This is a genomic window from Streptomyces mayonensis, from assembly GCF_018982965.1.
Classification (GTDB): Bacteria; Actinomycetota; Actinomycetes; order Streptomycetales; family Streptomycetaceae; genus Streptomyces; species Streptomyces mayonensis.
Window position 1 is genome coordinate 30471 of record NZ_JACBYP010000031.1, and the last position, 20370, is coordinate 50840.

General features: G+C 73.1%; 18 protein-coding genes. 16 read left to right on the plus strand and 2 right to left on the minus strand.

Going from position 1 to position 20370, the window contains the following annotated elements; all coding sequences use genetic code 11:
- Window positions 1-2 precede the first annotated feature (2 nt).
- The 15 genes from mpaM to rfbB all read left to right on the plus strand — a co-directional run bounded on the left by mpaM (window position 3) and on the right by rfbB (window position 16491).
- Complete coding sequence (gene mpaM, locus HZS56_RS14590) at window positions 3-854, plus strand: daptide-type RiPP biosynthesis methyltransferase (RefSeq protein ID WP_308408078.1); 852 nt, start codon at window positions 3-5, stop codon at window positions 852-854.
- On the plus strand, window positions 851-2149 hold the full coding sequence (mpaD, locus tag HZS56_RS14595) for a daptide-type RiPP biosynthesis aminotransferase (protein ID WP_216721148.1): 1299 nt from the start codon (window positions 851-853) through the stop codon (window positions 2147-2149). The genes mpaM and mpaD overlap by 4 nt, the downstream gene beginning before the upstream one ends.
- Window positions 2146-3372 (plus strand): daptide-type RiPP biosynthesis dehydogenase, encoded by a 1227-nt coding sequence (gene mpaC, locus HZS56_RS14600; RefSeq protein WP_216721149.1) that lies wholly within the window; start codon window positions 2146-2148, stop codon window positions 3370-3372. Before mpaD ends, mpaC begins: the two co-directional genes overlap by 4 nt.
- Before the next feature lie 92 nt (window positions 3373-3464).
- The gene (locus HZS56_RS14605) at window positions 3465-3635 is read left to right on the plus strand and encodes a daptide-type RiPP (RefSeq protein ID WP_179342685.1); all 171 of its coding nucleotides are present in this window, start codon (window positions 3465-3467) and stop codon (window positions 3633-3635) included.
- Window positions 3636-3742: 107 nt separating this feature from the next.
- Window positions 3743-3913 carry a daptide-type RiPP gene (locus HZS56_RS14610; protein WP_216721150.1) on the plus strand — a complete coding sequence of 57 codons (171 nt, stop codon included), beginning with the start codon at window positions 3743-3745 and terminating at the stop codon, window positions 3911-3913.
- Between the two features lie 195 nt (window positions 3914-4108).
- Window positions 4109-4846: an ABC transporter ATP-binding protein gene (locus HZS56_RS14615; RefSeq protein WP_216721151.1), complete on the plus strand. Its 738-nt coding sequence runs from the start codon at window positions 4109-4111 to the stop codon at window positions 4844-4846.
- Window positions 4839-5585, plus strand: coding sequence for an ABC transporter permease (locus HZS56_RS14620; protein WP_216721152.1), 747 nt, complete (start codon window positions 4839-4841; stop codon window positions 5583-5585). The genes HZS56_RS14615 and HZS56_RS14620 overlap by 8 nt, the downstream gene beginning before the upstream one ends.
- Complete coding sequence (mpaP, locus tag HZS56_RS14625; RefSeq protein WP_216721153.1) at window positions 5582-7255, plus strand: daptide biosynthesis intramembrane metalloprotease; 1674 nt, start codon at window positions 5582-5584, stop codon at window positions 7253-7255. Before HZS56_RS14620 ends, mpaP begins: the two co-directional genes overlap by 4 nt.
- Before the next feature lie 42 nt (window positions 7256-7297).
- Complete coding sequence (lanKC, locus tag HZS56_RS14630) at window positions 7298-10084, plus strand: class III lanthionine synthetase LanKC (protein WP_216721154.1); 2787 nt, start codon at window positions 7298-7300, stop codon at window positions 10082-10084.
- A gap of 85 nt (window positions 10085-10169) precedes the next feature.
- Window positions 10170-11468 (plus strand): YcaO-like family protein, encoded by a 1299-nt coding sequence (locus tag HZS56_RS14635; RefSeq protein WP_216721155.1) that lies wholly within the window; start codon window positions 10170-10172, stop codon window positions 11466-11468.
- Window positions 11469-11524: 56 nt separating this feature from the next.
- A complete protein-coding gene (locus HZS56_RS14640; RefSeq protein ID WP_216721156.1) occupies window positions 11525-12187 on the plus strand; it encodes a GOLPH3/VPS74 family protein in 663 nt (220 codons plus the stop codon).
- A 203-nt stretch (window positions 12188-12390) separates the two neighbouring features.
- Window positions 12391-13017: a helix-turn-helix transcriptional regulator gene (locus HZS56_RS14645; RefSeq protein WP_216721157.1), complete on the plus strand. Its 627-nt coding sequence runs from the start codon at window positions 12391-12393 to the stop codon at window positions 13015-13017.
- Window positions 13018-13353: 336 nt separating this feature from the next.
- The gene (locus HZS56_RS14650) at window positions 13354-14421 is read left to right on the plus strand and encodes a glycosyltransferase family 2 protein (protein ID WP_216721158.1); all 1068 of its coding nucleotides are present in this window, start codon (window positions 13354-13356) and stop codon (window positions 14419-14421) included.
- On the plus strand, window positions 14418-15485 hold the full coding sequence (locus HZS56_RS14655; RefSeq protein WP_216721159.1) for a glucose-1-phosphate thymidylyltransferase: 1068 nt from the start codon (window positions 14418-14420) through the stop codon (window positions 15483-15485). Before HZS56_RS14650 ends, HZS56_RS14655 begins: the two co-directional genes overlap by 4 nt.
- 46 nt (window positions 15486-15531) lie before the next feature.
- Entirely contained in the window at window positions 15532-16491 is a 960-nt protein-coding gene (gene rfbB / locus HZS56_RS14660; protein ID WP_216721160.1) for a dTDP-glucose 4,6-dehydratase, read from the plus strand.
- A gap of 114 nt (window positions 16492-16605) precedes the next feature.
- Here the strand turns inward: rfbB and HZS56_RS14665 are convergent, their stop codons facing one another.
- Entirely contained in the window at window positions 16606-17199 is a 594-nt protein-coding gene (locus HZS56_RS14665; protein ID WP_216721161.1) for a hypothetical protein, read from the minus strand.
- A 132-nt stretch (window positions 17200-17331) separates the two neighbouring features.
- Between HZS56_RS14665 and HZS56_RS14670 the strand changes: the two genes are divergently transcribed.
- Window positions 17332-18123 (plus strand): FHA domain-containing protein, encoded by a 792-nt coding sequence (locus HZS56_RS14670; protein WP_216721162.1) that lies wholly within the window; start codon window positions 17332-17334, stop codon window positions 18121-18123.
- An 89-nt stretch (window positions 18124-18212) separates the two neighbouring features.
- On the opposite strand, the gene HZS56_RS14675 is transcribed toward HZS56_RS14670, so the two are convergent.
- The gene (locus HZS56_RS14675) at window positions 18213-20324 is read right to left on the minus strand and encodes a serine/threonine-protein kinase (protein ID WP_216721163.1); all 2112 of its coding nucleotides are present in this window, start codon (window positions 20322-20324) and stop codon (window positions 18213-18215) included.
- Window positions 20325-20370: the final 46 nt, after the last annotated feature.

A 20370-nucleotide genomic window follows, 5' to 3' on the forward strand; every position in this document is an offset into this window, starting at 1 on the left:
CCGTGGCCGTCGCGCTGACACCCCCGAACGTCCCGGGCCGGGCCGGTGAACTGCTGGCCGCGCTCGGGGACCGGGCCGAACTGCACGATGTGTACGACGAGGTCGGCTCACCGATCTACCACGACTTCTCCGTGACGGACACGCACGAGGTCCGCGAACTGGTGGGCCTGGTGAGGCGGACGCCGGGCGCCGTCCTCGAACTCGCCGCCGGCTCCGGCCGGCTGACGCTGCCCCTGCTGGCCCTCGGCAGGCAGGTGACCGCCCTGGAGCTGTCGGACGGCATGCTGCGGCTGCTCGACGAGCGGTTGGCGCAGGCACGGGGCGGGCTGCGGGAGCGCTGCGTCCCGGTGCGGGCCGACATGAGCTCCTTCGCGCTGGGCCGCCGGTTCGAGGTGATCGTGCTGGGCACGACCTCGGTCTCCCTGCTCGACGAGAAGGGCCGGGCCGGTCTCTACGCGGCGGTGCGCGAGCATCTCGCCCCCGGCGGCCGGTTCCTGCTCTCCACGGCCGACATCGTGCCGTCCCCCGCACCGGGGCCGGACGCCGGGGAGACCGCGGCCGAGGCTGAGGTGGAGGTGGAGGCCGTGATCGACGCCGTCGGTGTCAGCGGACGCGTCTACCGGATGCACGACCACTGGCCGGCCGGGTCCGACACCCGCACCGTCACCATCTTTCCCGCGACGGTCGGCGACGAGGGGCCCGTCACGGTCTGCACCACCACGGTCGGCGTGCTGCCCGCCGACCGCCTGGAGACCGAACTCGCGGCCGCCGGCCTGACCGTGCTGTCCAGGCACCCGCTGCCCGGCGCCGGGCGCTACCGCGACGTACTGCTGGAAGTGGGAGTGACGGCATGACGGACAACGGCACGGCAACGGCCCGCGGCCCGGCCCTGTGGCCCTCGATGCTCGCCCCGGAGCTGCACGGCGACGACGGACTGTGCGCCGTGTCGGCCCAGGGCGTCCGGATCCGTTTCGCCGACGGCCGCGAGCTGCTGTGCGGCTCCAGCGGACTGTGGAACACCAACCTCGGCTACGGCAACCGGGCCGTCGCCGAGGCGGCGGCCGAGGCCCTGCGCGAGGCCTCGTACCTCAGCGTCTTCCGGTACGAGAACGTCTACGCCCGCCGGGCGGCGGCGGCCCTGATCGACGTCTGCGGCGCGGACCACTACCAGCGGGCGCTGTTCTCCACCTCCGGAGGCGCGGCCAACGACCTGGTGATGAAGGTGGCCCGGCACTACCACGCGCTGCGCGGCCAGGACCGGCGCAAGGTCGTCGTCGGCCTGAGCGGCAGCTACCACGGGCTCACCTTCGGCGGCTTCGCACTGACCGGGGACAACCTGGGACAGCAGCTCTACGGCGTCGACCAGCGGCTGGTGCGGCACGTGGCGCCCAACGACCCGGACGAGATCCGGGCCCTGCTGGAGCGCCAGGGCGCGCACGTCGCCGCCGTCGTCGTCGAGCCGGTGCTGGGCTCCGGCGCGGTCCCGCTCACCGAGGAGTACGTCGCCGAGCTCCTGCGTCTGCGCTCGGAGCACGGGTTCCTGCTCGTCGCCGACGAGGTGGCCACCGGGTTCGGCCGGACCGGCAGCTTCTTCGCCTCGCACCGCTGGCCCGGGCAGCCGGACCTGCTGATCACCTCGAAGGGACTCACCAACGGCACCAGCGCCGCGGCGGCGGTCGTGGTCTCGCACCAGGTGGCGGACACCTTCACGGACGCCGGTTCGCTGCTCTCCCACGGCGAGACCCAGGCGGGTACCCCCGTCACCTGCGCCGCGATCGTCGCCACCGTCGAGGAGATGCGGCGGCTGGACGCGGTGGCCCTGGGGCAGCGTCTTTCGGCCCGGCTCGACACCGAACTGGACCGTCTGACCGCCGAGCACCCCAGGGTGTCCGGGACCACCGGGGAGGGCTGCTTCCGCTCCGTCCGGGTGACCGCGGCGGACGGGTCGCCGCTGCCGCAGACCGAGGTGCCCGCCCTGGTGGCCGCCGTCCGCGAGGCCGGTGCCGTCGTGCACCCCGGGGTCAACGGCATCCAGCTCCTTCCCGCGCTGACCTACACGGAGGCGGAGCTGACCGAGCTGCTGGACTGCGTACGCACCGGGATCACGGCGTACTCGGCGGACCCGGCGAGGGTGGGGACGGCGACGTGACCCCCGGCTGGCACTGCCCGACGGTGATGGCGTACGGCGGTGACGGGCTCGCCCAATGGCTGGGCACCCGCCCGGAACGCTCCGTCGCCCTGCTGCTGGACGGCGGCGTCGCCGAAGCCGGCATCGCGGGCTCGGTCCGGGCGCGGATCGAGCGCGGCGGCCGGGAGGCGCGGACGGTCGTGGTCACCGGCCCCGGTACGCCGCACGCCGTCACCGAACTCGCCCGGCGGATCCAGGACGCGGACCTGGTGGTCGCGGTCGGCGGCGGTTCGCTGCTCGACCAGGCCAAACTGGCGGTCCTGCTGCGGACGGACCCCGACGCCCTCGGCCGGCTCACGGTCCCGCAGCGCAGCGGGCTGGTCCTGCTGCCGGCCGGGCAGGCCCGCGGGCCCCGCCTGGTCGCCGTGCCCACGACGCTGGGCACCGGGTCGGAGCTGAGTGCCGTCGCCTGCCTGGAGTACCAGGGGGGCAAGCGGCTGGTCATGGGCGGGGCGCTGCGGCCCGACGCCGCGGTGGTCGACCCGGAGGCGACCGCGACGCTGCCCGCGGACCTCGTCGCGGAGGGCGTCCTGGAGGTGCTGTTCAGGATCTGCGGCAGCTACGTCGGTGACCACCGGGACCAGCCGACCGAGGACGCCCTGGCGCAGGCGCTGGCCGAGCGGACGGTACGGCTCGGCCACGAGGTCCGGGCCCGCCGGGCCGCGGGCCGGGCCGCCGACGAGCGGCTGCGGACGGAGATCGCCAAGATCAGCGGCCTCAGCCACGCGGGCTGGGTGGTCCTGAACCGCTCTCCCTACGCGGGCAAGGGCTGGTACCTCGCCAACGAGCTGTCGAGCGAGCTGGGTCTGCGCAAGATGACAGCGGTCGCCGCACTGTTGCCGCCGCTGTGGGGAGCCATCGCCGCGGGGGACACGCGGCTCGGCTCGGCGCGCAGGCTGGACGCGCTGTGGCGGCGCCTGCGGACGGACGCCCCCGACCCGGCGGGGCAGGGGCGGACGGCCCCGCCGCTGCCCGAGGACCCGGCCGCGGGGATCGCGGCGCTGATCGACTCCTGGGGAGTCGGACGGCGGGTCACCGCGGAACCCGGCCGGCTCGCCGTCGTCGCCCGGCGCAGCGTACGGGCGTGGGGCGCCGGGCTGCCGATGCTCGACGGACTGGGCGCCGCCGACATCGAGGGCCTCCTGGCGCAAGCGGTGTCCGATCCGACGCCGGTCGCCTGCTGACCGCCGGATCGACCAGGACTTCCGCGGGTCGGGGGCTTTCACCCGACGCCTGCGGATGCACAGCACATACAGGGAAGGGGGGAAAAGGAAAAATGCAGAACTCTGCCGAGCTGGACATCACTCCGGCGCTCGAGCTGGGCATGCAGGAGCTGGAGGCCATGGAGGCCCCGGGCTTCTGGTCCGTGACCGGTTACATCAGCGGCGCGGGTGCCGGCGGTGCCGTCACGTACAGCATCGTCGCTTCCGTCATCGCGACGACCTGATAACCGGAGACCGGATATCGGGAGGCCGGACAACCGGGGACCGGACAACCGGAGACCGGTTATCGGGCCGGAAATCCAACGAGCTGATGGAAAGGAGGTGTTGAACAATGCAGGACATCTTCGAGGAGAACGCCACCGACGCGCTCGAGCTGGGCATGCAGGAGCTGGAGGCCATGGAGGCCCCGGGCTTCTGGTCCAACTTCAAGGACGGTGTGGTCGTCTCGGTCGCCGCCAGCGCCGTCTACGGCGGTGTGGCTTCCGCGGTCGCCGTCACCTGATCCCGCCCACGCGGGGAACGACCGCACAGGTGAACCCCCGCCCCGGAAGGAAGGCTCGTTTCCTTCCGGGGCGGGGGGCCGGTTCCCGGCCGTTGGACGCCACCGGGACGACTGAGAAGGAATTGCCATGCCAAGAAATCACGGTCCGATCGCCTGTGTGTGCCGCATCGCTGTGAACTCCCGCACGGAGAAAGTATGAGTAGTGCCGTCGTAGCAGACTTCCGAGGCCTGACCAAACGCTTCGGTGCGTTCACGGCGGTCGAGGACGTCACGTTCGAGGTCCCCGCCGGACGCATCGTCGGCCTGCTCGGCCGCAACGGCGCAGGGAAGACCACTTCGCTGCGCATGCTGCTGGGCCTCACCGCGCCGACCGCCGGAAGCGCCACCGTCTTCGGCAAGCCGTACGCCGAACTCCCCGACGCCGCCCACCGGATCGGCGTCAGCATGGACGGCATCGGCGCGACACCGGGCGTGACCGGCCGCCGCGACCTCCAGATCTGGGCCAGGATGCTCGGACTGCCGCGCCGGCGCGTGGACGAGGTGCTGGAGCGCGTCGGTCTCGGCGACCGTGCCGACAAGCAGCTCAAGGGCTTCTCCACCGGCATGAAGCAGCGTCACGCGCTGGCGTCCGCGCTGCTCGCCGACCCCGAGCTGCTGGTCCTGGACGAACCCGCCAACGGCCTCGACCCGGACGGCATCCGATGGCTGCGCACCTTCCTGCGGTCCCTCGCCGACGAGGGCCGCACCATCCTGCTGTCCAGCCACCTGCTCGCCGAGGTGGAGCAGACGGTGGACGACGTGGTGATCCTGCAGAAGTCCCTGCGCTACTGCGGACCCCTCACCGAGCTCACCTCGGACGGCCGGTACAGCCTCGAGGACCGCTTCTTCGAGCTCGCCGAGTCGACCGGAACCGGAGAAGCCGCCCATGCGTAACCTCATAGCCGCCGAATGGTCCAAGGTGTTCACCGGACGCGCCTGGTGGTCGATGGCCCTCATCGGAGTGTTCCTGGGGATCCTGGCGAGCAGCGGATTCGTCGCCCAGGCCGAGGAGGACATCGCCAAGGGCGTGACGACCGTCGAGGCCGTCACCGACCAGGTGGTCCGCTCCTGGTTCATGCTGTTGCTCTTCTCCGCCCTGCTCGGAGCGGTCCTCGTCACCAGGGAGTACAACTCCGGGTCCATCGGCAGGTCCGTGCTGCTGAGCGGCGGACGCGGCCGCCTGCTGGGCGCGAAGCTGCTCGTGGGCACCGGTACGGGCGTCCTGTTCGCCCTGCTCGCCACGGGACTGGCCGCCGCGTCCCCGGTGGTGTTCCTCTCGGCCTCCACCGGCCTCGAACCCGCCTGGACCCGTGAGACGACGCTGACCCTGGTGGGCGTCTTCACGGTCACCGTGCTGGGCGCTCCCTGGGGGGTGCTGCTCGGCTGGATCATCCGCAACCAGACCGCCGCGGTGGCGACGCTGCTCGGTCTGACGCTCTTCGTCGACGAGGCGCTGCTGCGGCTGCTGCCCTCCGTCGGCAGATTCACCGTGACGATCGCGATGAGCTCGGTCTACCGGGACGGCAAGCCCGAACTGCTGTCGGTGCCCGTCGCCCTGCTCGTCATCGGCGTCTGGCTGGCCGTGGCCGGCTACGCCGCCCGCAGGCTGTTCCTCACCCGGGACGTCGTATGAGCCGTGGCCGGGCGAGGCCGGGCGCGACGCTGACGCCCGAGCGGTCGAGCGCCCTCCTGGAGCGACCGCGGCTGGCCCCCGACGTGCAGCTCCACGAGCCGATCGCCGACGACGCGCCCTGGGTCGTCCAGCGCGGCTCGCAGCAGTACATCCGGGTGGGGGCCGACATGGTCCGGCTGCTGCGCGTCCTGGACGGGGAGCGCGACCGTACGCGCCTGGTGGAGACGCTGGGGGCGCCCTGGACGGAGGAGGCCGTCGAGCAGGCGGTCGAGAGCCTGCACCGGATGCGCCTGCTGGAGGACGGGCAGACGCCCCGGCGCGGCAACACCTGGTTCAAGTTCGTTCCGCCGCTGACGTTCCAGTTCACCGTGGTCAAGCCGGAGCGGATGCTCGCCGCGCTCGTGCCGCTGCTGAGGCTCGTGGCCAACCGGGGCGGCGCGGTCCTCGCGGCCGTCCTCGTCCTGGGCGGCCTGCTGTCCCTCGCGTTGCAGGCACCGCAGCTCCGGCAGGCGCTGGGCTCCCCCCTTCCGCTGGGCGTCCTCTTCGGGGTCGCCTGCGCCTCGGTCGTCGCGACCGCACTGCACGAGATGGGCCATGGAGCGGTCCTCGCCCACCACGGGGGGCGCCCCAGCCGGATGGGAGTGATGCTCTTCTACCTGACGCCCGCGTTCTTCTGCGACGTCTCCGACGGCTGGCGGCTGCCCCGCCGGGAACAGCGCGTCCAGGTGGCGCTCGCCGGCGTGGTGACGCAGATGGTCATCGCCGGCTCGGCGGCGCTCGGGGCGCTCGCGGTCGGCGCTGCGTCCGGTGACTCCGGCCTGCGCGACGGCATGCTGGTGTTCGCCGTCTCCACCTGTGTGACGGGCCTGCTCAACCTGCTGCCGCTCGTCAAGCTCGACGGCTACATCGCGCTCATGACCCATCTGGACGTCTCGCACCTGCGGGACCGGACGATGACCGACGCGCGCCGCTTCCTGGCGAGGGTCCTCTTCGGCGGCCGGTACGTGCGGGAGCTGCCCGGGCTGCGGTGGTCCGTGCCGTTCGGCCTCGCCTCCATGGTGTTTCCGGTCTACCTCATCGCGATGGCGTTCACGCTGTGGCTCGACATCCTCCAGGGGATGGGCCTCATCGGCGCGACCCTGGTGCTGATCGGCGTCGTCTACCTCGCCTACCGCCTCTTCAACGGCACACGGCTGCTGTTGCGCGAGGCGCGCACGGCCGGCGCCCGGATGTGGCGCGTGTGCGTCGTCGGGCTGCTGGCCACCGCCGCGGCCGGTGCGGTGCTGACGACGGTCACCGTGCCGTACACGGTCACCGGCGGCTACGTCGTCGAGGACGGCCGGGCCTCACTCGTACTGTCGGACGCGGCCGACCTGGACGCGGTCACACCGGGCACGCAGGTCACGCTGTACCGGCGTGGAATGGTGACGCGCACCGAGATCGGTTCCGCGACCGTGGGGCGGGGACCGGCCGAGAAGGACGTCGCCCCGCTCTCCGCCTTCGTACCGGTGAGGGAGGGCGACTCCCTCCCCGTACCCGCCGTGCTGCTTCCGCTGTCCGTCTCCGCCACGGCTGAGGCCGACGGCATCGGGACGGCTCGCGTGGCGGTCGGCAGCCGCCCCCTGGGCGAATGGCTCTACCTCTCGTACATCGCCCCGGCCGCTCGCTGACCCGCCCTCACCGGACCGAGAAAACAGGACTCCATCGGCATCATGGACATCATCCGGCATCTGCACTTCTGCCCGCCCGGTACGCCGTTCTTCGACCTGCCGGCCCGGTCGGCCGCGGCGGAGGACGACTTCTCCCTCGTCCACGACGCACTGCCCGAGGGCTGGAGCCGTGCGCCGGGCAGCGAATGGGTGGTGCTGTCCCCGCCCGGCGTGACCCTGCCGCGGCAGGGCTGGAAGATCCATGTCTCGGCGACCCTGGAGAACGCCGGCCGCGTCCTCGACGTGGTGGCGAAGTACTGCCTCACCGAGCGGGTGATGTTCAAGTTCATCGGCAGCCGGGACCTGCTCCAGCGGCGCAACAGCAAGTACGGCGACCGCAGCGGCAGTGGCAAGTTCGTCACCGTCTACCCGCTCGACGACCAGCACTTCGAGCGGATCCTGCACGAACTCGGCGACCTGCTGGACGGCGAGAGCGGACCGTACATCCTCAGTGACCTCAGATGGCGCTCCGGCCCGCTCTACGTCCGCTACGGGGGCTTCGTCCTGCAGGCGGTGCGGTCCGAGTCGGGCGAGCTGATCCACTGCATCGAGGACCCCGACGGCCGGCTGGTCCCCGACCGGCGCGGCCCGGGGTTCCGGCCGCCCGAGTGGGTGACCTTGCCCGCCTGTCTGGCCGAGGCGGTCGCCGCCCGCAACGCGGGCACGCTCCGGGACTTCCCGTACCGGGTCACCAAGGCGGTGCACTTCTCCAACGGCGGCGGGGTGTACCGGGGGACGGACACCCGGGACGGCACCGAGGTCCTGCTGCGCGAGGCCCGCCCGCACGCCGGCCTCGACGCGGAAGGGCGCGACGCCGTCGCCCGCCACGAACAGGAGCACTGGGCGCTGCGCCGGCTCACCGGGCTGCCCTGCATCCCCCGGCTGATCGACTACCGCAAGGGCCACGAACACTACTTCCTGGTCCGGGAGTACGTGGAGGGGACGGCGCTCTCCAGGGAACTCGTCCGGCGCAACCCGTTGCTGAAGGCCGTCGGTTCCGCGGCGGACGTCGCCGAGTACACCGCGTGGGCCCTGGACCTGCTCGACCAGATCGAGCGGGGGATCGACGCCATGCACGACCGCGGTGTCGTCTTCGCCGACCTGCACCCGGGGAACATCCTGGTCCGGCCCGACGGCCGGGTCGTCTTCATCGACTTCGAGACGGCCGGCACACCGGACGCCACGACCGTGCAGACCATGGGCGCGGTCGGTTTCGTCGCCCCGGCCGGGTACACCGGACGTGCCATCGACCGCTACGCGCTGGGCTGTCTGCGGCTCGCGCTCTTCGCCCCGCAGGTGGCCGTGCTGCCCTGGGGCCCCGAGAAGGCGGACCAGCTGATCGACGTCATCACCTCCTACTATCCGGTGCCCGAGGACTTCGCGGAGCGCGTCCACCACGATCTGGAACCGGTGTCGGATGTGTCGGGTGCCGGGGGCGGTGGTGGCGTCGAGCGGCGCGTGGAGCCGGTGTCGGATGTGGCGGGTACTGAGGCTGGTGGTGGTGCCGAGCGGCGTGTGGAGCCGGTGTCGGATGTGGCGGGTACTGAGGCTGGTGGTGGTGCCGAGCGGTGCGTGGAGCCGGTGTCGGATGTGGCGGGTACTGAGGCTGGTGGTGGTGCCGAGCCGCGCACGGGGCCGGTGTGGAGCGTGCCCGGTCCGGACGAACGGCTCGGTCTGCTGCGGTCGTTGGCCGACGGTCTGCTCGCGACCGCCCAGCCGGGCCGGGACGACCGGCTGTTCCCGGGCGACGCCGAACAGTTCTTCACGCCGGAGGGCGGACTCGGCCTCGCCCACGGCGCCGCCGGAGTGCTGTGGGCCCTCGCCGAGTCGGGCGTCCGGGTGCCCGGGGAGCACCTCGACTGGCTCGCCGGCCGGGCGCACGCCCTCGAGAACCCGCGGCCCGGTCTCTACGACGGACTGGGCGGCATCGCGTACGTCCTGGACCGGCTCGGCCGCGAAGCCGACGCCCGCGAACTCCTTGGCCGGATCGTCGAGTCACCCCTGGACGACCTCGGCCACAGCCTCCACGGCGGCCTCGCCGGCGTCGGGCTGACCCTGCTGCACTTCGCCGGGACCACCGGCGACGGCGACCTGCTGGACCGGGCGGGCCGGATCGCCGAGCGGGTCGCCGACGGCGCCACGCCGGCCCCCGAAGGGCCGGGAAAGGGCACGGGCGCCGGATTGCTGCGCGGAGCGTCGGGCGGTGCCCTGTTCCTGCTCCGCCTGTACGAACGGACCGGGGACACCGCCCTGCTGGACCACACCGCGGCGGCACTGCGGCGCGACCTCGCCGAGTTCGGCTGGACACCGGGGTCGCCGTTCGCGGACGGCACCACGGGACGCCTGCCGCTGATCGGGTCCGGCAGCGGCGGTACGGGCATGGTGCTGCACGACCTCCTCACGCACCTCCCGGACACCGAGCTGGCCCAGGCGCGCGACGCCGTCCTCGCGGCGACGGAACTGCCCTTCGTCGCTCAGGCGGGTCTGCTCAGCGGGCGGGCGGGCGTCATCATGACGCGCGCCCGCCTGACGAACGCGGTGGGCCGCGGGGACACGTGCGGCGACCCGGACCTGCCGGCCCGCCCGGAGCCCGCCCCCGCCACGGATCCCGTGCAGCACCGGCACGTGGCGGGACTCGGCCTCAACGCCGTCCGCCACCGGGGCGCTCCCGCCTTCCTGGGGCAGGAGTCCCTGCGGATCTCGTCCGACCTGGCGACCGGCACCGCCGGTGTGCTCCTCGCGCTCGGCGCCGCATGGAGCGGCGGCCGCTGCCGACTGCCGTTCCTCTGACCGTCCTTCGGAGGGCGCTCCCGGCCGGGGCCGCCCTCCCCGCTCCCGTGCGTCCGCCCCGTCGTCTCCCGGCAGGAACCTCTTGATGATCGACTTCTTGGCCACCCTCGACCCCGGCAACGGACTGGCGGAGAAGTCCGGGATGCTTCCCCCCTCGCTGCCCGCCGACCCACTGTGGAAGGCCCTCGTCAGGCTCTCCTGCGGCGCCGACCGCGCCGAGAACGCCGCGCAGGCGCTGTCGCCGCGGGTGGTCGGCGCGTACGGGTACTCGCGCATGGACGCCCTGGTGCGCGGCGCCGGGGAGGCGGTGGAACGGTACGCACTCTTCCCGCGGCCCGGGTCGCTCCCGGGTGCCGTCCGGGCCGCCCCGAGCGCCCTCGGCGCCCGCGCACTGGACTTTGCCGGCCCCGGTGTCGCCCTCGGCGACGGGCGGCGCACGGAGCGGCCCCTGACGTGGTATCCGGCACGGCGGCTGCGGGACGGCGCCGAGATCCTGGTCCCGGCGGGTCTGGTCGACTACCCCGCGCCCGCCGAGGAGGCGGAGGGCTTCGACCCGGGCCCCTCCGGAGCGGCGTCCGGCCAGGGGTACGACATGGCACTGCGCTCGGCCCTGCTGGAGACGGTCGAACGGGACGCGCTCCTCGTCGCATGGGAACGCCGGCTGCGTCCGATGCGCGTCGACGTCGGCGCCGTCGAGGCCGGCCGGGTGCGCAGGGGCAGGGAGAACGTGCACTGGCGGAGCCTGCTGAAGCTGTGGGAGACCGCCCGGGAGGCCGGGCTCGTACCGGTCCTGGCGGATCTGCCGACCGGAACGTCCGGCGTGGTCTGCACCGTGGGGGTGGTCATCGACGAGACGGGCCCGCAGCCGCTGGCGACCGTCGGCTGCAACGCCACGGACCAGGTCGGCTGGAGCATGCTCGGGGCCCTGCAGGAGGCGCTCCAGATACGCTCGGCGGTGGTGAACCAGCGCGAGAGCCACGGCTACGGCGAAGCCCCGGCAGAGATCAGCGACGACGACGACCGGCTGCGGTACGTCGCGTCCCGGCAGTGCTTCGACCTCGTCAGCGAGTGGGTCGGCGGTTTCGGAGAGGCCCGGGCCCCCCGCACGACGCGGCCGGTGACGACCTCCGCCCTCCTGCAGGGCCTGCTCGCCGACGGCGCCGACCCGCTCGCCGTCGATCTGACCGGCCGGCTTCCGGACGCCCTGCGGGAGATGGGCTGGGCCGCGGTCAAGGTCGTCCCGGCCGGTTACCAGCAGTTGCGGATGGCGGAGTCCCACGAGTTCAGCTGGAACACCGATCGGTTGCGGACGGCCGAGGCCAGGACGGGCCTGGCCGCCGCACCGGGGACCGCGCCCCGGAGCCGCCCCCACCCCCTGCCCTGAGCAGGAACGTTTCACAAGTCGAGTTTCGCGCATCAGCAGAAGGAGAGACCTCACTCATGGAGACCACACTTGGCGAGCAGATCATGCTCCTGTCGCTCGACGACACCACCGGCGCCGCTCAGCTGCAGTCACAGTCCGAATACATGATCTCCAGCGCGTCCGTACTGGAACTGGCGCTCGCGGACCGCGTCCGCATGGAGGGCGACCACCTCGTCGTCACCGATCCCACTCCGCCGGGCGTGGCGGTCCTGGACGAGGCGCTCGCGCGGATCGCCGGGGCGGCCGAGCCCAAGGACGTCCAGGCGTGGATCTTCGAGCTGCGCGAGGAAGCCGTCGCCGGCGCCCGGCAGGGCCTGCTCGACAAGGGCGTCATCCGCGAGGAGCGGACCCGGCGCTGGGGAATCTTCCCCACGACCCGGTACCCGGAGGCCGACGGGGCGCCGGAGGCCCGGCTGCGCCGGAAGCTCACGGCGGTCGCCCTGGAGGGCGAGGAGCCCGACGAGCGCACGGCCGCGCTGTTGGTGCTGCTGCACACCGGCGGACTCGCGGAACTCGTGTTCGCCGGCGCCGACCGGACCGCCGCCGACGAGCGGATGGCGCGACTGGCCGAGGGGCACTGGGCCGAGCCGGCCATGAAGCAGCTGGTCGACTCGGTGTACACGGCGCTGTCCACCTACACGGCGTCCACCACCGTCACCATGATCAATGCGGGCACCTGAGGGCCTGTCGGGGCGAACCGGGCGATAGGGGAACCGGCGGCCCCATCCACTCTCAAGCCGTTTGCAGTTTCAACACGTTACGTTGAACAGGTAATGAGCTTGTGTTAATTTCCCCCGTAAGTGATCAAGGTTGCACGGGGGCGTGACCGACTTTGAGCGAGCTGGGTCTTCCTCCGTACCGCGACCATAGTTTCGGGGGAAGCATGGAACGAATCGTTGTCGGTATCAGCACTCCTGCGCAGCGGCGTCGCATGACCGAGGCACTGGCCGGCCTCGGGTGGTTCGTTTCGGAGAAGGGCGACGGCCCTGCCTCGGCCCGGCCCGCGGCTCCGGCCGACGTCGCCATCGTCGAGAGCGGCAGGGTGGACGCGGACCCGTCGCTCGCCGGGTGGGGCAAGCGCGTGATCGTCGTGGTCGACGGCCGCAGCGACGCGTTCTTCAGGCTGCCCCTCTGCGCCCGGGTGGCCGGGATCGTCGACCGGGACGACCCCGACCACGGTTATGTCAGGGCCGTGCGCGAGGTGCTGAACGGGCGTGGCTGGATCTCGCCCGAACTCGTTCCCACGCTGCTGTCCGGCCGGGCTGGCCACGCCCGGGCGACGGAGCTGCCCGCGGCCGAGATCACGCAGCTCACCGGCCGGGAACGGACGGTGGCCGTGCTCGTCGCCGAGGGCCTGTCCAACTCGGAGATCGCCGAGCGGCTGACCGTCGAGCGCAGCACGGTCAAGTTCCACGTGTCGAACGTCCTGCGCAAACTGGGCTGCCGGGACCGTGCCCAGCTCGCGGTCCTGTGGCACTCGCAAGCGCTGCCGGTCCACTTCGCGGCCTGACCCCTGGCGTCACCGGCCGTCCGTGACCCGGCCGTCCGTGACCCCGGCCGTCCGTGACCCCGGCCGTCCCTGTCCCCGGCCGTCCCCCGCCCCCGGGCGGGGGACGACTCGACCCGCGGCGGGCGCGCCCGCGCGCCGCCGGCGCTAACTTTGCGACAAGCGCCGCAGCGTGCCCGCTCCGTGCGTGCAGAGGGCATCCGCGTCGTCCGCCCGCCGCCCGGCGCGGAGTCCGTCCACCCGGTTTCCGTCGCCGCCGTTCGTCACGGGAGACGGACGGTCGCGGGCACCGGTGCAATGGCAAAGAACTCCCGGTTCCCGACGCGGAAAGTTGCACAGATGGAGCACGCCCCCAAGCCCCGCGTGTCGGTGATCTGTCCGACGTACAACCGGTCCCGGGCGATCCTGGACACCCTCGCCTCGGTCACCGCCCAGACCGTCACCGACTGGGAGATGCTCGTGGTCTCCGACGGCAGCACCGACGACACGGACGACTGGGTCCGCCGCGGCGCCCGCACCGATCCGCGGATCAGACTGCTGCGCACCGGACGGCACGGCCATCCCAGCGGCCCCAGGAACATCGCGCTGGCCGAGGCGCGGGGCGAGGTCGTCGCCTACCTCGACCACGACGACCAGTGGCGGGCGGACCATCTGGCGGTGGTGCTCTCCCTGATGGACCGCGGTGCCGAACTCGTCGCCACGGGCTTCGAACTGCGCGGTCCCGAGGGAGCGCTCCGGGCGGCCTCGCAGCCGTACGAGATGTGCTGGCACCCGGAGTTCCAGGTCCTCGGGGTCGTCTTCGAACCGTCGCGGGTGGCGCACCGGCGCGGCCTCGCGCAGCGGGCCGGCGGCTGGCGCACCGGGGCGGGCCTGGAGGACTGGGACCTGTGGCTGCGCATGACCGACGCCGGGGCACGCTTCACCACGGTGGCCGACCGTACGACGGTCCTGCTCGACGACAGCGGCACCCGCCGGCACCGGATACCGGCCCGCCACCGGCTGCCCCTGGCCGTCTTCGACGACCCGCGCGCGGCGCGTTCGATGCTGGAGCTCCTGCGCTCCGGGCGCGACGCCGCCGCGTACCGGACCGCGCAGCTCGCGGACACCGACGAGTGGCTCGCCCGGCTGGTGGCGGACGAGCGCTTCACCAGACCCCTGGGCTGGGACGGTGACCCGGCGGCGGAGATCGCGTCGGCCAGACGGGCCGCGCAGGAGCTCTGGCCGGACCTCGCGGTCCTCAGGTGGCGCGACCGCTACGCCCTGGCCCAGCCGCTGCGCTGCTCCACCGCCGAGCACGCGGAGCGTGTCACGTCCGTGGTGCGGCGGAGCCAGCCGAGGCTGTTCGCCCTCCTCGACGCGCTCACGGCGGAGTGCGCCGGGGCCCTCGCGGGGGCGGGCCGACGATGAAGGCACTCGTTCTCGCCGGCGGCACCGGCACCCGGCTGCGCCCCATCACCCACACCGCCGCCAAGCAACTCGTCCCCGTCGCCAACAAGCCGGTCCTCTTCTACGGGATCGAGTCGATCGTCGCCGCCGGCATCACCGAGATAGGCGTCGTCGTGGGCGGCACGGCCGACGAGATACGGGCCGCCCTCTCGGACGGCCGGGCCTTCGGGGCCCGGATCACGTATCTGCCGCAGGAAGCTCCCCTCGGGCTGGCGCACGCCGTGCTCGTCGCCCGCGACTGGCTCGGCGACGACGACTTCGTCATGTACCTCGGCGACAACTTCGTCGTCGGCGGAATCACCGACGTCGTGGACGAGTTCCGCCGGGAGCGGCCCGACGCCGGCATCCTGCTCACCAAGGTCGCGGACCCGTCGGTGTTCGGAGTCGCCGAGCTGGGGCCCGACGGCGCCGTGGTGCGACTGGAGGAGAAGCCTCCGGTGCCCCGGAGCGATCTCGCGCTGGTCGGTGTCTACTTCTTCACCCCCGTGGTGCACGAGGCCGTCGCCGCCTGTGTGCCCTCGGCGCGCGGCGAGCTGGAGATCACCGACGCCATCCAGTGGATGGTCGACTCCGGCCGCGACGTCCACGCCACCACCATCACCGGCTACTGGAAGGACACCGGTAACGCCGACGACGTGCTGGAGGTCAACCGCACCGTGCTGGAGACCGTGGAGCCGGCCGTCGAAGGGTGGGTGGACGGGGCGAGCGAGATCGTGGGCCGGGTCCGGATCGCGCCGGGAGCCCGGGTCCTGCGGTCACGGATCGTCGGCCCCACCGTCATCGGTGCAGGCACCGTCGTCGCCGACTCCCACATCGGGGCCTTCACCTCCATCGCCGACGGCTGCCGGATCAGCGGCAGTGAAGTGGAGTACTCCATCGTCCTGCAGGGATCGCGGATCGAGGACGCGGGCCGTGTCGAGGGTTCGCTCATCGGCCGCTCCGTCCACGTCTGCGGTGCGGTCCGGGCTCCACGAGCACACCGCCTTGTCCTCGGCGATCACAGCCGGATCCGGATCGCCTCCTGAGCCCGTTCCCGGGACACCCACGACACGAGAGACCGCGACACCCGCCATGAGAACCCTTGTCACCGGAGGGGCCGGCTTCATCGGCTCCCACTTCGTACGATCTCTGCTGTCCGACCCCGCGACCGAGGCGGTCACCGTCCTGGACGCGCTGACCTATGCGGGCAACCCGGCCAACCTCGAGCCCGTGGCGGACGATTCCCGGCTGCGCTTCGTCCGCGGGGACATCCTCGACGCCGAACGCGTGGCCGGTCTGATGACCGGGCACGACGCGGTGGTGCACCTCGCCGCCGAATCGCATGTCGACCGCTCGATCGCCGACGGCGGCGGCTTCGCCTCGACCAACGTGCTGGGCACCCAGGTCCTGCTGGAGGCCGCCGTCCGCACGGGCCTGGGCACCTTCGTCCACGTCTCCACGGACGAGGTCTACGGCTCCATCCCCGTCGGCTCCTGGACCGAGGAGCAGCCCCTCGCTCCCAACTCGCCCTACTCCGCGGCCAAGTCGGGTTCCGATCTCCTCGCGCTGGCCTATCACCGCACGCACGGCCTGGACGTCCGCGTCACCCGGTGCTCGAACAACTACGGGCCCCACCAGTACCCCGAGAAGATCATCCCGCTCTTCATCACCAGCCTCCTGGACGGTCGACAGGTGCCGCTGTACGGAGACGGCGGGCAGATCCGTGACTGGCTGCACGTCGAGGACCACTGCCGTGCTCTCCGGCTCGTCCTCGAGGGCGGCCGCCCGGGCGAGGTCTACAACGTCGGCGGCGGCACCGAACTCACCAACAAGCAGCTCACCGAGCGGCTCCTGGACGCCTGCGGCCGGGACTGGGACAGCGTCGTCCACGTCGAGGACCGCAAGGGCCACGACGCCCGCTACTCCGTCGACTGGTCCAAGATCCGTGACGAACTGGGCTACGAGCCCCGGCGCTCCTTCGACGAGGGACTGGCCGCCACGGTGGCCTGGTACCGGGAGAACACCGCCTGGTGGAAGGCGGCCCGGGGCTGACGCGCCGGATCCCCGCAGGCGTCGGCACTCCGCGGCTGCGGCTGCGGCTGCGGCTGCGGCTGTGGCTGTGGCTGCGGCCGGGCCTGCGGCGGCGACCGGCCCGGGCGGGCCCCGTCACGCTTCGACGGCGGTGAGGAAGATCCCCCACTCGCTCCAGGTGAGGCCGGCGGCCTCGGCGCAGATGCTCTCGGCCTCCGCGAGGAGCGGCGGGGGCGGCTGCGGCGCGTCGCTGAGGCCGTAGCAGGGGATCGGGTCGCGCAGGCGGGCCATGCCGTCCTGTACGGCACCTGCGGTGGTGAGCGCCGCGCCGTACAACAGGTCGGCGTTCTCGGGGTCCTTGCGCCGCAGCCGCCGTTCCGTGTCGGCGGCGGCCTTCTCGGCCGCCCTGAGGGCCGCGCCGCAGTCCGCGTCGTCCAGCGGTGCGTTCTCCGTGCACGTGGCCGGGGCCGCGCCGGGGTGGGCCTTCATCGCCGCGTCGAAGGCGTCCTGCACGTCCTGCTCAACGGGGGATGTCGTCGGCGGCTCGGAGGAGGCCGGGGCGGAGGAGGGCGGCGTGGCGGAGGCGGAGGCCTGCGTCGGTGACGCCGGCCGCGAGGCCGGGTGCGCGGCGGGTTCCGGGTCGCCGCCGCACGCGGTGAGCAGCGCGCCGGCGGCCACCGCCAGCAGGAGGTGACGCCTTCGTCGGATCGTGCCTGGCCCTGAGAACATGCCGGGAGCGTAGGGCCGTTGCTCGGGGAGGGGTCCCGCACGAGGCCGTGGACACTGGTGGACGGGCCCCTGCCGGCGCCCGCAGAAGCCCCATCGTCGATCCCGTCGACCCGACGACCGAGGAGACCAGCGATGCCCCTCTCCGCCAGCCTCGCGCGTGGTGTCGCGCCCACCACGCCCGGCATCCTGCACGCCCGCACGGTCACCGGTGAACTGAGTGCGCCGCCCCGCCCGGGACTGACCGTCCGTTTCGGGCGGGGCGAGAAGCCGGACGTGGATCTCGGGGTCGGCGTCGACGACCTGCGGGTGAGCCGCCGGCACGGGGAACTGACGTACCGCGCGGGGCAGTGGTGGCTGCGCAACACCGGACAGCAGCTGGTCCGGCTGCCGCGCGGCCGGATGCTGCACCTCAGCAGCGAACCGATCCCCCTCGCCACCGGGTACACCCCGCTGTTCGTGAAGGGCTCCGGCTACCGCGAGCACCTGGTCGAGCTGTACGTGGCGAGCCACGACGACCAGGGCCCGGTGTCGCGACGGCGCGCCGAGACCGCCCGCCCGCAGACGTGGGCGCTCGACGACGACGAACGGCTGCTGCTGGTCGTCCTCGGCCAGCGCTACCTGTTGTACGAGGAGGACCCGCGTCCCCTGACGTACGCCATGGCCGCCAGGCAGTGCGCCTGTCTCCGCCCGGACGCGGGCTGGAACGAGCGGAAGATCGAGTACCGGATCGAGGCGGTACGGCGTCGACTGCACCGCACCGGCTTCCGGTACCCGCTGATCCACGACAAGTCGCAGGGCAGGCCCGGCGACAACAGCCTGCTGCACAACCTGATCAAGGGGCTGGTGGAGTCGACGACGCTCGTGCCGCCGGACCTGGACCTGATGGAGGACGACGGGCCCTGGCCGCCCGGCGCCGGGGCCTGACGGGTGGGTCGGACCGGCAGGTCAACGGTGGCTCGTCGGGCCGCCGTTGACCTGCCGGCCCGTGTCGGTCGTCGCCGCGGGCGGCGGTGTCATCGCGCGCGGAGTGCCGCGGCGGCGTCGGCCGCGAGGTCCGTGGCCATGGTGCAGAGCTGGTCCGTCGGCCGCTGCCCGCCGACGTCCAGGCGCACCATCTCGGCGGCGGTCTCGGCGTCCTGGCCGCTGTACCTGCGGTACTCGACGAAGGCCGTGCAGGTGTCGTCGTCGTCCGGCCCGACGACGGTGCGGTACCCGCTCAGCGTGGTGCTGGTGGCGCCGCCCACCGCGGATCTCGGCTGGTCGCGGAAGAAGGCGATCGTCGCGTCCAGTTCGTCGACGTCGCTCGACCACTTGCAGCGCCAGTTGGCGACGCCGACCTCGGGCACGTCGACCTTGAGGCCGGGTACGGCGGACAGCGCCTCGGCGTCGAGGAGCCCGCAGGCGTCCGTCCAGGCCAGCGAGGTGCGCGGGTAGGCGGGCGAACGGCGGGGGACCGGGCCCCGGTCGAGGACCCCGGCCGCGCCGGCGGCGGCCTTGTCGGCGACCGTGCACAGGGTGGCGTTGCCGCCGACCACGGAGCCCTTGCCCATGTTGACGCGGACCTCGACGCGGGCGCCGGTGTCGCCGCCGTAGGTCAGCAGCCGCTTGCACTCGTCGCTCTCGGCCGGCTCCTCCCTGATGCCGATCCTCCCGACGGTGCGGACGGGCTTCGACCCCTCGGGCGGCGAACCGTCGAGGAGCCGGATCGAGGTGTCGATGCGGGTCCTGTCGTCGACGCCCACGAGCACGTCGCAGCGGTCGAAGTTGCCGTAGTCCACGTCCACGCGGACGTCCCCGTCCCCGAACTGGTCGAGGGCGGCGGGATCGGCCAGGGCGCACACGTCGGCCGTGCGCGGGTCGCCGATCAGGGCTCCGGACCCGCCGTTCGCGGCGCCGTCGGCCGTACGGCCCTGGCCCGGCCGGGGAGGGGAGGACGCGGCCCTCCCGTCGTCGCCGTGGTCCTGGACGGCGACCAGGCCCAGGGCCACCAGGGTGCTGACGCCGAGGACGGCGACGAGCAGCGGCCGACGCCACAGCCGGCGACCGGTGACGGTACCGGCAACGGCACCGGGCGTGCCGGGGGAAGGGGAGGCGGACGCCGGGTCGGTTCCGGCGACGCCCTCCAGGAGCCGCCGGGCCTCGGCGGCGTCGGGGCGCTGCCGGGGATCGCGGTGCAGCATGGCGGTGAGCACCGGACGCAGCGGTCCCACGGCGGGGTCCAGCTCGACGACGCCCTGCTCGGCCTTCCAGTGCCGCAGACGGTCGGCCTCGTCGCCGTCGTCCGTCGCACCTGCGGGGCCGGTCTCGTCGCCGGCGTTCGCCTTGCCCGTGGGGGCGGTGGCCTCGCCGGTGTTCGCCGTGGCCGTGGGGCCGGTGGCCTCGTCGGGTGCGCCGCCGCGCGGTGGCGCGCCGGTGACCAGCGCGTGGACGGTGGCGGCCAGACAGAACACGTCCGAGGCCGGCCGGGGCACGTTGCCCCTGGCCAGCTCGGGAGCGGCGTAGTCCGGGGTGAAGCTGGACGGGCCGTTGACCGTGATGGTCTCGGTGCCGCCGGCCCGGTAGGCGGCACCGAAGTCCAGCAACTTCGCGGTCCCGTGCCGGGTGAGGCCGACGTTGGCCGGCTTGACGTCGCAGTGGACGACGCCCGCCTCGTGCAGCGCGGCCAGGGCGTCGGCGAGCTGGGCGCCGATGCGGGCCGCTCGCGCGGGGGACACCGGAGGGACGTGGTCCAGGCCGCCGCCGGGCACGTACTCCATGACGAACCAGAAGGTCCGCTCAGCGGGCACGGAGTGTGCCGCGCCCCCGTCTCCCGGCCCGTCTCCTCGCCCGTTCCCCGGCCCGTCTCCTTGCCCGTTCCCCTGTCCCTGTCCGGACCCGTCAGGCGGCGTGGTCACGACGTCGAACAGGGTGACGACGTGGGGGTGGTCGCGGAACTTGGCCATGGCACGCGGTTCGCCCAGCAGCCGGCGTACGGAGGTCTCGCCCGTGCCGTCCGTACGCTCCGGTTTCAGCGCGACGTCCTGGCCCACCACCGTGTCGTGGGCCAGCCACACGTCGCCGCCGCGCCCCGTGCCGACGACCTGCTTGAGGACATAGCGGTCGGCGAACTCGTCCCCGGAACGCACGGATGATCCCCCTCGTCGAGTCCGGACGGCGTACGGCCCGGGGCCG

Excerpts from the sequence above, each read along its gene's own strand:
- HZS56_RS14650 (WP_216721158.1), top strand. The coding sequence starts at position 13,354 with ATGGAGCACGCCCCCAAGCCCCGCGTGTCGGTGATCTGTCCGACGTAC.
- HZS56_RS14620 (WP_216721152.1), top strand. The coding sequence starts at position 4,839 with ATGCGTAACCTCATAGCCGCCGAATGGTCCAAGGTGTTCACCGGACGC.
- HZS56_RS14610 (WP_216721150.1), top strand. The coding sequence starts at position 3,743 with ATGCAGGACATCTTCGAGGAGAACGCCACCGACGCGCTCGAGCTGGGC.
- HZS56_RS14670 (WP_216721162.1), top strand. The coding sequence starts at position 17,332 with ATGCCCCTCTCCGCCAGCCTCGCGCGTGGTGTCGCGCCCACCACGCCC.
- HZS56_RS14645 (WP_216721157.1), top strand. The coding sequence starts at position 12,391 with ATGGAACGAATCGTTGTCGGTATCAGCACTCCTGCGCAGCGGCGTCGC.
- HZS56_RS14640 (WP_216721156.1), top strand. The coding sequence starts at position 11,525 with ATGGAGACCACACTTGGCGAGCAGATCATGCTCCTGTCGCTCGACGAC.
- HZS56_RS14605 (WP_179342685.1), top strand. The coding sequence starts at position 3,465 with ATGCAGAACTCTGCCGAGCTGGACATCACTCCGGCGCTCGAGCTGGGC.
- mpaD (WP_216721148.1), top strand. The coding sequence starts at position 851 with ATGACGGACAACGGCACGGCAACGGCCCGCGGCCCGGCCCTGTGGCCC.
- HZS56_RS14665 (WP_216721161.1), bottom strand. The coding sequence starts at position 17,199 with ATGTTCTCAGGGCCAGGCACGATCCGACGAAGGCGTCACCTCCTGCTG.
- HZS56_RS14615 (WP_216721151.1), top strand. The coding sequence starts at position 4,109 with ATGAGTAGTGCCGTCGTAGCAGACTTCCGAGGCCTGACCAAACGCTTC.
- rfbB (WP_216721160.1), top strand. The coding sequence starts at position 15,532 with ATGAGAACCCTTGTCACCGGAGGGGCCGGCTTCATCGGCTCCCACTTC.
- mpaP (WP_216721153.1), top strand. The coding sequence starts at position 5,582 with ATGAGCCGTGGCCGGGCGAGGCCGGGCGCGACGCTGACGCCCGAGCGG.
- HZS56_RS14655 (WP_216721159.1), top strand. The coding sequence starts at position 14,418 with ATGAAGGCACTCGTTCTCGCCGGCGGCACCGGCACCCGGCTGCGCCCC.
- HZS56_RS14635 (WP_216721155.1), top strand. The coding sequence starts at position 10,170 with ATGATCGACTTCTTGGCCACCCTCGACCCCGGCAACGGACTGGCGGAG.
- lanKC (WP_216721154.1), top strand. The coding sequence starts at position 7,298 with ATGGACATCATCCGGCATCTGCACTTCTGCCCGCCCGGTACGCCGTTC.